7 protein-coding genes and 2 pseudogenes are annotated in these 11,440 nt (G+C 66.6%); 3 read left to right on the top strand and 6 right to left on the bottom strand.

The window, feature by feature from the left end:
- The 6 genes and pseudogenes from FFS27_RS19905 to FFS27_RS19880 form a co-directional block, all read right to left on the bottom strand.
- Positions 1-286 (bottom strand): annotated as a pseudogene (locus tag FFS27_RS19905) (fimbrial protein); the annotation flags it as partial.
- A 99-nt stretch (positions 287-385) separates the two neighbouring features.
- Positions 386-3,442, bottom strand: a complete 3,057-nt coding sequence (locus tag FFS27_RS19900; protein WP_023100811.1) for a two-partner secretion domain-containing protein — start codon at positions 3,440-3,442, stop codon at positions 386-388.
- Between the two features lie 87 nt (positions 3,443-3,529).
- Positions 3,530-4,270: a fimbrial biogenesis chaperone gene (locus FFS27_RS19895; protein WP_010793429.1), complete on the bottom strand. Its 741-nt coding sequence runs from the start codon at positions 4,268-4,270 to the stop codon at positions 3,530-3,532.
- Entirely contained in the window at positions 4,267-6,801 is a 2,535-nt protein-coding gene (gene cupB3 / locus FFS27_RS19890; protein WP_024947696.1) for a fimbrial biogenesis outer membrane usher protein CupB3, read from the bottom strand. Before cupB3 ends, FFS27_RS19895 begins: the two co-directional genes overlap by 4 nt.
- Positions 6,802-7,122: 321 nt before the next feature.
- A complete protein-coding gene (gene cupB2, locus FFS27_RS19885) occupies positions 7,123-7,869 on the bottom strand; it encodes a molecular chaperone CupB2 (protein WP_003093375.1) in 747 nt (248 codons plus the stop codon).
- 30 nt (positions 7,870-7,899) lie between these two features.
- Positions 7,900-8,469: a fimbrial protein gene (locus tag FFS27_RS19880; RefSeq protein ID WP_003111034.1), complete on the bottom strand. Its 570-nt coding sequence runs from the start codon at positions 8,467-8,469 to the stop codon at positions 7,900-7,902.
- Positions 8,470-8,939: 470 nt separating this feature from the next.
- On the opposite strand from FFS27_RS19880, the gene FFS27_RS19875 reads away from it, so the two are divergent.
- The 3 genes and pseudogenes from FFS27_RS19875 to FFS27_RS19865 all read left to right on the top strand — a co-directional run.
- On the top strand, positions 8,940-9,764 hold the full coding sequence (locus tag FFS27_RS19875; protein ID WP_003111033.1) for a molybdenum cofactor biosynthesis F family protein: 825 nt from the start codon (positions 8,940-8,942) through the stop codon (positions 9,762-9,764).
- Positions 9,765-9,772: 8 nt separating this feature from the next.
- A pseudogene (locus tag FFS27_RS19870) lies at positions 9,773-11,158 on the top strand (aspartate aminotransferase family protein).
- Positions 11,155-11,440 (top strand): SDR family NAD(P)-dependent oxidoreductase (locus FFS27_RS19865; RefSeq protein ID WP_137952166.1); only part of this gene is annotated, 286 nt, incomplete at its 3' end. The pseudogene FFS27_RS19870 and the gene FFS27_RS19865, both read left to right, overlap by 4 nt.

Below are 11,440 nucleotides of genomic sequence, written 5' to 3'. Positions count from 1 at the left end.
GGACCAGCTCATGCGCCTCCTGGGAAGCCTGGGGCTTGTAGCTCAGGAACAGGCTCACCGGCCTGGCGAACAGCACCGTGCCTTTCGCCGTGCCGCTGGTCAGCTCGTTCACCACACGCCAGGGCAAGCCTTTGCCATTGCCGAACGAGCAGTTCAGGGCGACCTCGTTCAGGGCCCAGGCCTGGCCGCCGGTCAGGCAGCAGAGGCCGAGAACGAGCGCCTGCCGAGCCTGCGCGCCAGGCCGGCGGCGCAGGGAAACGCGGCCGGGAAATAACCTCATGCTCATGGAACTCTCCAAGATTGCGCCTGCGGAAGAGGGCCACACTCCAGGCGAGAGCGGCCCCGGCCGGGAAGGGAGGTCCGCCTGGGACCTCCCCTGCCGGCCTTACCAGATGTTGCCGTAGTCGATACCGGCAGGCGGCAGGAGCGCCGCCTCGCCGATCACGTAGTTGCCGCCCAGGACCCCACGGTTCTCGCCGACCTGCGCACCGTAGATCTGGCCGTAATGGGACTGAGGCTTGAAGTCGATCTTGCCGCTGACGCCGGAGTACTCGATCGATCCCAGGTTGACGCCGGCCAGCCCGCCCATGGAGACGTAGTAGTCGCCACTGACGGTGCCTTCCGACATGGACGAAACGATGCGTCCCTGGATCTGGTTCTCGCCGACCAGGCCGCCGATGCGGCTGCGCCCGCCGCCGCTGACGGTACTGCTGCTGCGCGCCGACAGGATCGAACCGGCGTTGCTGCCGACCAGGCCGCCAACCGACGCACTCGCAGCGGCGCTGACCCTGCCGCTGGCATCCACGTTGAACAGTTCGCCGCCGTTGTGGCCGACGAGCCCGCCCACCAGGCTGTTGAAGCCGCCGCTCACGTCGCCGCGCGAGATCGCATGGGCGACGGAACCGCCGAGGTTGTGTCCAATCAGCCCGCCGACGCGACTGTTGCTGCCGCCGCTGACCTTGCCCGTCGCCTCGGCGGTCTCGATGGCGCTCTGGCTATTGTTGCCGACCAGCCCGCCCAGATCCGCGCCGCCCTGGTCCGTGACGCTGCCGCTGGCTTTCAGGTTTCCGAGCATGCCGTTGCCTTCTGCCTTGCCGATCAGCCCGCCGGTCGCCAGGCCGCCCTTGCTGTACACCGACCCGCTCGCCTGCGAGCGGAATATCTCGCCGCCGGAACTCAGGCCGACCAGCCCGCCGGTATTCCCCGCGCCGCCGGCCTCCACCTGGCCGCTGGCGCTACTATCGGAGACGTGGCCGAACATGTTGTAGCCGACCAGGCCGCCGACGTTCAGGCCGGGCCGGTAGGTCTCGACCTTCCCCTGGCTGCCGGACGCCCTGATCGTGGCCTTCGCATTCAGTCCGACCAGGCCGCCGACGCCGCCCAGGCTGTTGCGCTCGGTGGACTGTGCAGCCACATGGACGTTGCTGTGGGCGTTCTCGATGACCGCCTCCGGCCCCCAGGCGGTGGTGAAGTTCTCCCCCACCAGACCGCCGACCGCCGTGCTCGCCGCATAAGCGGTGACGCCGCCGCTGACGGATGCGTTCGTGATCTGCCCGTTGATATTGCGCCCGACCAGGCCGCCCAGTGCGTTGGAGCGCAGTCGGCTGCCGACGACCGAGACCCCGCTGGCGCTGACGTTGGCGATACGCCCGCTGTTGATCCCGACCAGGGCGCCGAGCGAAGACGGACCGGAGCCGTAGGTGTTATCGGATACCCGCAGGTTGTTCAGTTTCAGGTTGCTCAGGGTGCCCGAGGAGCGGGCGAACAGCCCGACATTCGGCCCGGTGTTGCTGATCGAGAGATTGCCGATGCTGTTGCCGAGACCGTCCAGGGTGCCGCTGAAGACGCCGGCGGGCCCGCCGATGGACTGCAGTGCCGTGCAGTAATAGCTGCCGCCCAGGATATTGCCGCCGAGCACGTACAGGCCGTCCAGGTTCTTGTTGATCGCCTGCAACTGCGCCAGGTTCTGCACCACCGTGTAGTAATAGCCGCCGGAGACGTAGGTCGCGTTGGCCCCGGCCAGGGAGACCGACGCCGTGCCGTTCACCCGGTGGCCTTCGCCGGCATCCATGGCCAGCGCGCTGCCAGCCCCGCCGAGAACGATCTTGTCATTGATATCGATAGCGCCTTCGGCCTTCAGCTCCAGCCCAGCCTTGGCGCCACTGGCATTCAGCCTGCCATTCAGCGTCAGGTCGGCCGCGGAGCCCAGCCCCAGCCGGTTGCCCGATGCCCAGCTCACCGAGCCGTCGAGGTCCAGGTCGCCCTTGGTCGAAACCAGTTCGATATTGGTGCTCGCCAGGTTCCGCGACAGGGTGTCGGCATGAACGGTGACGCCATCCGACACCGCCGATGGGCGCACGTCGATCTTGTCGGCGGCAATCTTCCAGGTGCCGTTGAGGCCATTGCTGGCGAGCGTGTTCACCTGGGTGCCCAGGGCCACCTCCACCGCCTGCCCCCGGACCTCGACCGTGCCGCCGTGCCCCGGTCCGTTCAGCGCATTGGCGGACAAGGCGCCTCCCACCATGACCTTGCCGTCCGGGCCGCCATCGAGCACGATCCGCCCGTTCTTGCCGCGCAGCGAACGGGCCTCGATGGCACCCTGGGAGTTCACCACCGTGTTGAGCAGCGCATTGGCGGTCCTGGCCGCCATCAGGACTCGCCCCCCGTCGGCCTTGAGCAGGCCGCCGTTGCTTGCCAGCGCATTGGCGACCCCGGCGTCGACGCGGATGTCGAGCAGCTTGTTGCCGTCGAAATTCAGCGTCAGGTCGCTGCCCGCGCCGAGCCCGACACCGCCCATCTGCGCCAGGACCGTCCCGCGGTTGTCGACCTGCGCGCCCAGCAGGGCGATGCTGCCGCCTTCCGCCGCGGTGATGGCGCCCCCGTGGTTGAGGACACCGTTGGTAGAGGGACCCGTGAAACGGTATCTGGAGGAGTTGCCGTTGAACTCGGCATCCGTGATGTCCAGCGTGGAAGCCACCAGGCCGCCGACATTGACCTGGGCGCCGCGACCGAAGAGCACGCCGTTGGGGTTGACCAGGAAGACCTGGCCGTTGGCATCGATCCGACCCTGGATATCGCTGGCCTTGGTGCCGATCACCCGATTCAGGGCGATCGAGCTACTGCTCGGCTGGTTGAAGATCACCCGCTCGCCGGCGGCAACGCTGAAGGAATCCCAGTTGGCGATCAGCTTGTCGACCTTCTGGTTGACCGACAGGCTGTTGCCGCCCGACAGGTGTATCTCCCCGTTCGCGCTCCCGCCGACCACCGTTCCCCCGCTTGGCAGCGCATAGGCCGGAGCCAGGGCCGTGGCGCCCAGCAGGGCCAGGGCGGAGGCGATCGCCGCCTTGGCGCCGGCGGGCTTGCCGCGCCTGCGACTGCCTTCGCTGACGACGTTCCAGCAGCCCTGGGATACGTTCCAGACCAGTGCATAGCATTTGTTCATGTGCTTCCTTCCTCCAGTGAAACCCCGCGACGTATTCGCAGGGCCGTGCTACGGCAGGAGCCCAACTCCCCGGGCCCTGCCGAACTCCTACGGGTATCTCTCTGCCGGCGCGTCGCCGCGCTCGATCTGGCCGTCATCCCCCACCGCATCGAAATGGACCCGCGCCGCCTCGCCGGGCACGGCCGGCAGACTCAACGGGGTAAGGGCGAAAGGCGGCAGGGTGAGGCTGCCGAGGGACATGGCGAGGTCGCCCTCGCCCAGCTCCAGGCGCACCAGGGAAACGTGATAGGGACTGCGGTTGTCCGCCTCCAGCAGCGCCCGCTGCCCCGGCCGTACCGCCGGACGCAGGCGCCAGACGACCTGGCGCGCGGCGGAACGCGGATCGCCGGCCAGACCCTGCGGACGGAACAGGAGCTTCATCCGCAGGCGGTAGCTCACCAGCAGCAGGTTGCCGCTGCCGTCCTCCCGCCCCGGCACCTCCAGCAGGTTGACCCAGAACAGCGATTCCCGGTCGTCCGGCAGCGGCTCGCCGGTATGGCGAAGCTGGAGCGCCTGGGTCTCCTGCGGGTCCATGCGCAACAGCGGCGGCGACAGGATGAACGGCACCGTGACAGCGCTCGGGTCCGCCGTCTCGTCGCCGCGATCGAGCCAGGCCTGGACCAGGGCCGGGCGCGTCCCGACGTTACCGACGCGAATCGTCAGCGCGGAAACGCCCGCCGGATAGATGAAACGGGTCCCGATCACGGACAGCGAGGCGGAGGCATCGGCCACCAGCGCCACCAGCAGGACCCAGGCCGTGCCGCATCGGCCCAGGCCGACGCCGGTCACAGCGTGCGCTCCCGGTCGGCGGCCGACGCCGGGCGACATGCCAGTTGCAGGACGGGAGGCGTCGTCTCGCGCGGGCCCAGCGCATAGTCGACCAGGCACTGCTGCTGCGGCTCGTTGCCCCAGCGCACCCGAACCGAGCCGCGATCCTGCTCGACCCGCAGCACCAGGCGGCTGCCCTGGCCGACGGCGCCCACCGGCTGCCCGCTGTGGGCATCGAGCACTTCCGCGGCGAACGGCAGGGGCTCGCCGCTGGGCATCCGGCTATCCACCAGCAAGGGCCTCGCTACCCGCGTCGGATAGTCGAGGCGCACCACCGCTCCGGCGGTGGGCGCCACGTTGCGCGAACTGGACCTCAGCTCGATCTCGTCGGCCATGCCGTTGGGGTCGAGGTCGACACTGTTCAACTGGTAGGGCAGCAGGTTGGGAATCACCGCATAGCCGTGGCGGTCGACCCGGCTTCCCGAGTAGCCGGCACCCGCGCCCCTGGCGTTTGGCGCGTGGACCAGGCCGATCGTCTCGCCCAGGGTTTGTGCCGCGGTGATCCCGCCGCTGTGCGCGACCAGGCCGCCGGCGGCCTTGAGCGACAACTGCCGATAGCCCGGTCCCTGCGAGAGGCTGGAGCCGAGTTCGACCTGCGGCAGTCGATAGTCGAGGCTGGCGCTCTTCGAGGTCTGCCGGCTGTCGCGGTCATGGGAGGCCGACAGCGAGTAGGAGGCCTCGCCACGCTTGCCCAGCATGCCGGAAACCCCGCTGGTGAGCTGGGTTCCGCTGTTGCTGTCGCGGGTCAGGTAGCTGCTCAGGGTCGGCGACCCGCGTCCCGCGCCGCCCAGCGGAATGGACAGGTTCAGGCTGAACAGCGTGCTGGTCTCGCCGCGCTTGTCACCGCTGGAAAAGCCTTCGTAGTGGCTGCGCAGGCGTTGCGCGGAAATGGAGTAACTGACGTCGCGCCACTGGTTGCTGTAGCCGACGGAGAAGTTGACCGCCCGCCCGCCGCCGCTCCAGTAGCGCTGCGAGGAGCCGTTCAGGTACAGGTTGCCGCCGTTGCCCAGTTGCTGGCTGATGTTGGCGTCGAGACGGTTGCGCAAGCGCGAGAACGACTCCAGCGGCTCGCCTCGCTCTACCCGGTCCTGCATGAAGGCCGCGTCGCGCAGGCCGAGATAGCCGCCGGTGGAGTAGCGATAGGCGAGCAGCGAAAAGTTGGTGCCGGTGTTCGGCAGATTCTTGCTGTAGGCGAGACGGTAGCTGGAGCCGCTAAGGCGGTCGCCGCCGGGAACCTCGGTACGCGCCAGCGTCACGTCACCGGAAAATCCGCCCACCGGCGTGTTCAGCGCCGCGCCCATCAATCCGGACATGTAGCTGCCGGTGAAGGCCCCGCCCGCGTATGCGGTGACGTCGTTGCCCAGGCCGCGCTGGTAGACGCCCTGCAGCATGTTCGGCCGACGCTCCAGGCTGGGATCGTTGAGCCGCCCGGCCGTCAGGCTGTAGCGCGTGGTCCCGGGGCGCAGCAGTTGCACGGTGGTGGCGAACGGCACGATGAAACTGCGGACTTCCCCGCTGGCTTCGGTCACCCGCACTTCCAAGTCCCCGCCATAGCTGGCGGTCTGCAGTTCGTCGAGAGCGAACGCCCCGGGTGCCACCGTGGTTTCGTAGATGAGGTAGCCGCGCTGGTAGACCGAGACCCGCGCATTGGTACTGGCGGTCCCACGGACCACCGGAGCGTAGTAGCGCAGCGAATCCGGCAGCATCCGGTCATCGCTGGAAAGCTGCACGCCACGGAAGGACACCGCATCGAAGAACTCGCTGCTGGTGGAGTTTTCTCCCAGCAACAACTGCGCACGCCAGGCCGGCAGGTCGGTCTGCACATAGGTGGCGCTGCGCTGGTAGTGGCTGCCCATGCGGCGCGACCAGGTGGCCGTGCCGTTGTGGCGCAGGCGCGCCCGCCCGAAATTGAAGCCGGCGTTCATCCCGGCATAGCCGCTGGTGGCGCTCCTGCCGTGGTTTTCCCTGACGTGGAGATTGCTGTTGTAGTTGAGCAAGGCGGCGGAAATGCCGCTGTCCCAGCTCGCCGGATCGACATAGGTCTTCGACGAATCCAGGCTCAGGTAATAGCTGGGCACCGAGACATAGACCGACTGCTCGGCGATATCGAGCTTGACCCGGGCCCCCGGCACATAGCGCTCGAGCGGGTCGCAGTGCAAACCTTCGGGCAGAGGATCGCGAGCCGAGGAACGATCCTGGCCACGCGCGCTCTTCTCCAGGTCGATGCCCGCCCGCTCCAGCAGGCCCCGGTCGTAGCAGAAGACCGCGCTTTCCCGCCCCGGCTGGCGGCGCAGCTCGACTTCCTCGACACCGCGCCATCGGCTGTTGAGCAGCAGGTCGAGGCGATAGCGGCCTGGCTCGATGACGTCGCCGCGCTCGAAACGCGACGTATCGATCGAGCGTCCGCCCGGCCCCAGGGCCAGCATCTGCGCGTCGAAGACGATCCGCCGCGACGGTGCGTCCAACCCGCCGGCCGGTGACGCAACGGCCACCGCGGGCGCCTGCGGCTGTTTCGCCGGTGCTCCCGCCCTGGCCTCCTTCGCTTTCGCCCCGGCTACGCCGGCGGCGCCGACGGAGGACCAGGACTGGCAGGAGGACAGCGAAGGAAACAGTGCCAGCAGACAGGCGAATCGCAGGGAGCGAACGGCGATCCCTCCCTGTATCGCCATTCGCAACAGGGCGACCTGCCCACCGTAAGCGGGAGCGGACAAGCACCTATGAAGAGAAACTTTGGGCATATGTAATCCCTGCAGCGATTTTAAAATCGCCACTCATATGTCGGGCCGTAAGTAAAAAGCGGGGAAACGGAGGGGTTATTTGCCGAGTGCCCTATCGAGGGTATTGCGGCCACCGTAATCGTTGATGACTTCGTATCTGACGGAAGCGGCTTCCATGTTCTTCGGATTTCCCTGCCAGTCGAACTCCTTCGTCGAGAATGGCGCGACCATTCCCTTTCCCACGGACATGACACGGCCATCGACAATCAATTCGACGCTGGCGAACGAAACGTAGTAAGGCGTCGGATTATTTACCTGTACTACGGTCTTTTTTCCTGCTCCCCCTGACTCCAGAAACTTCCATTGAAGTTTCCCGGCAGCCGAATCGACACTCTTCAACTGGCTGGGTCGAAAGAAGAGCTTGAAGCGCGAACGAAAGGAAAACTGCAATGCATTGTTTTCGTCTTCGTCCCTGGGCGGAACTTCCAGGATATTCAGCCAGAACAGCGATTCGCGATCCGTCGGCAACGGGGCCTTCAGGTAGGCGATGCGCAATACGGCGCCGCCATTGGGGTCCACTCGCGTCACGGCCGGCGTGACGCTGAAGGGGACCTGCAGTTCCTCGGGGGGAACGTCCTGCCGGCCATCGTCGATCCAGGCTTGCGCCAGCACGGGAGTGCCGGACGTATTGCTGACCCGCAAGGTGACCTCGCGCTCGCTGGCCGGAAAGACGACGCGAGTGCCCTGTGCGATCAGCCCGGCATGAGCCGTTCCGGCGCACAGGGCGATGGCCACGGCGCTTGCCGCCACGAAAGAATGAAAACGATGCATTAGCGGCGCCATGGCCTCACCTCTTCGTCCGTCGACCGCCGCTTACTCGTACGCCAGGAGGTAGCGGATATGGGACAGGCCGGTACCCGCGATCACGGTCTTCTCGGTGGACACATAGGAGGCCTTGTACTTCAGGGTCGCCGTGTTCTTGTCGATGGTTGCCTTCTGCGGGGCGGCCTCGACCAAGCCCAGCGGGATCTTCGTGGTGTTGGCCGCCGAATTGTTGAAGATCTGGATCTGCACGCCCTTGGCTTTCGACGGCCCCATCAGCATCAGGTTGCCGCTGATACGGTCGACGTTGGTGACCGTATCGAAGGCGATGGAAACCTTCTTGTCATTGGTGCAGCCGGCACCGGAGAGGACCAGATCGAACTCCTGGAAAGTGGAGTTGGTTCCGACGGCGGTGAAATGGGTCGGCGCCACGATACCCAGGTCGACGTTGGTGACGTTGCCCGCACCCGGCGCCTGGCCGTTGATATCGCACGCGACGTCGGTGATGTTGCCCGAGAAGTTGACGATCCCATCGACCGCATGGGCCACGGGGGACATCAGCGCGAGAAGGGTGCCCGACGCAACGAGGGGCGCAAGAATTGCACGTTTGAACTTGTTCATCTGATTTCCTTTGGAGTTGTGGAACATCCTGGCTGCTCCCTGGAGAGCCGATGCAGTACGAACCGGCCAAGGTAGCCAAGCCTTTGCGCGCAACCGGGACGGCCGCCTAGAGCGCCTCCGACCATTACGCGACAGCCGAAGATTGCGCCCTGATAAACGCAGACCCAAATACTAGAAAGAAAGACAGGATTTAAAAATAATAATCATACGAAAACATATGTAGTCCATTTCCGATAACAGCCAATAGGTACATAAGAATACATTCAGAAAATACTTATAGAAGAACAGGAACCCATTAACTAAAAAACCAAAAAAGAAGAAACGAAAACCCATCTAATACTTCATCTTCGATAACTTTCCCTTCGCCGCTCCGTGCTATTTCCGTGGCATATCGACCTATCAACCATCCGGTCGATATCGGGATACTCGAAGACAGGCCAGCATGGGTTTCCCACGACGAGGAGAACCCTATGTCCGCCCACTCGCATTCCGGATGGATCACCGTCGGCGCCCTGGCCGACGGCTTCGCTCCGGACAACCACGTCCTTCCCGCCTGCGGCGATCTCGCCGGGCTCGAACGGGTCCTGCACTTCGCCAACGGCTGGGTCATCGAACATGCCTTCGACTCGCAGCGCCTGCGCTGGCGCCTGGCCGACGGCAGTGCCAGCGGCGAGTCGGACTACCGCGCCAGTTCACTGCGGGAGAACCTTTACCTGGTGGATTTCCTCAAGCAGGAAAACGGCCGGCCGGTCTCGGTCAGCCTGGTGCTGGACTTCGACAACCAGGCGTTCACCGCGGTGCTCGGCCATCTGCCCGACCGCACGGCCTGCGAACAGGGTCTGTTCTCCCGGGCCCTGGCCGGCCGGGAACTGACCGGCGTCGAGGCCGAGTTCCTGCATGGCAGCCTCGACCGCCCGTGGCAGCCCGGCGCCTGCCCGCACGTCCCCAGCGACGAGTTGGTCGGCCTGCGCAACCGCTACGTCTACAGCGCCAGCGAGGCCTACGAACACGTCTACCTCAATCCCGACTTCTACACCTGGCAATGCCTGCGCGGCGCCGAGCGAGGGCTGGCCGATACCGACCGCTGCCACTGCTACCGACTGGCCGAACGCCTGTACCTGTTCGTCTGGCGCGAGAAGATCGTGCCGACCCTCGGCGTGCTGCTGATCGACCTGGAAGCCGGGCGCACCGACGGCAAGATCTTCGGCTACCAGGACGACGACTTCGCCACCCCGGTTAACTTCCCGGTCGGCGCCCTGGCCCAGGTGCTCAACCAGACCCGCCACGACCTGTGAGGACGCCCATGGACACCACCTTCGGCCTCGACCTGGCCCGCGTCGAAGCGCTGTTCAAGCGCGAGCTGCGACGCTTCGACGAACTGCATCCGCGCTCCGCCCAGGCCTACCGGGAAAACCGCCGCCACTGGCTGTACGGCGCACCGTTGCACTGGATGCAACAGTGGCCGGGCAACTGCCCGCTGCTGGTGAAGGAGGCCCAGGGCGCGCGCGTCACCGACATCGACGGCCAGCAGTACGTCGACTTCGCCCTCGGCGATAGCGGCGCCATGTTCGGCCACGCCCAACCGGCGGTGGCCGACGCCATCGCCCGCCAGGCGCGGCGCGGCTCGACCCTGATGCTGCCGACCGAGGACAGCCTGTGGGTCGGCGCCGAACTGGCGCGGCGCTTCGGCCTGCCCTATTGGCAGGTGACCACCTCGGCCACCGACGCCAACCGTTTCGTCCTGCGCCTGTGCCGGATGCTCAGCTGACGTGACAAGGTGGTGGTGTTCAACTGCAACTACCACGGCAGCGTCGACGAATCGCAGGTGGAATTCGACGCCGCCGGGCGCATGGTTCCGCGCGCGGGCGTTCACCCCAATGGCGTACGCCACGACGCCACCACCCGCCTGGTGGAGTTCAACGACCTCGACGCGCTGGAGGCCGCCCTCGCCCATGGCGACGTCGCCGCGGTGCTCACCGAACCCTTCATGACCAACGTCGGCATGGTCCCGCCGGCCGAAGGCTTCCACGCCGGCCTGCGCGAACTGACCCGCCGCCACGACGTGGCGCTGATCATCGACGAGACCCACACCATCTCCTGCGGTCCCGCCGGCTATAGCGGCGCGCATGGCCTCGAGCCGGACTTCTTCGTCCTCGGCAAATGCATCGCCGGCGGCATTCCCAGCGCCGTCTGGGGATGCAGCCAGGCGCAGGCGGAGCGGATCTGGGCGGTACTGCCGCACTTCCGACCGGGGCAGGCGATCAACCATTTCGGCTTTGGCGGCACCCTGGCCGGCAACGCGCTGCAACTGGCGGCGATGCGCGCGACCTTCGCCGAAGTGATGACGGAGGACGCCTATCGGCACATGTTCCAGCTCGCCGCGCAGCTCGAGGCGGGCGTCCGCGCGACGCTCGAGGAACTGCGCCTGCCCTGGCACGTGACGCGCATCGGCGCGCGCGTCGAGTACCTGTTCATGACCCACGCCCCGCGCAACGGCGGCGAGGCCCACCACGCACGCAACGGCCTGGTCGAGGCCTGCCTGCACCTCTACCTGCTCAACCGCGGCGTGCTCTTGACGCCATTCCACAACATGGCGCTGACCTGCCCGGCGACCCGCGCGGAGGACGTCGAACTGCACGACCGCCTGCTCCGCGATTGCCTGGGCGAACTGCTGGAGCGCCCATCGTGAGGCGCTTGGAGAACCGCGTCGCACTGGTCACCGGCGCCGGCCAGGGCATCGGCCGGGCCATCGCCGAATGCTTCGCCGCCGAAGGCGCCAGGGTTCTGCTGGCGACGCGTACCGCCAGCCGCGGCCAGGCCGTCCTGGAGGCGATCCGCCTGGGCGGAGGCACGGCCGAACTGCTGGCCGTCGACCTGAGCGAGTACGACGCCGCGAGACGAGCGGTGAGCGCGACCCTGGAGCGCTTCGGCCAGTTGGACATCCTCCTGCACAACGCCGCTGCCTTTCCCC

Source organism: Pseudomonas sp. 2VD, assembly GCF_005503585.1.
GTDB classification, from domain to species: domain Bacteria; phylum Pseudomonadota; class Gammaproteobacteria; order Pseudomonadales; family Pseudomonadaceae; genus Pseudomonas; species Pseudomonas aeruginosa.
Note: the sequence above shows the minus strand (reverse complement) of the source record. Positions and strands in the feature narration are given on the sequence as shown.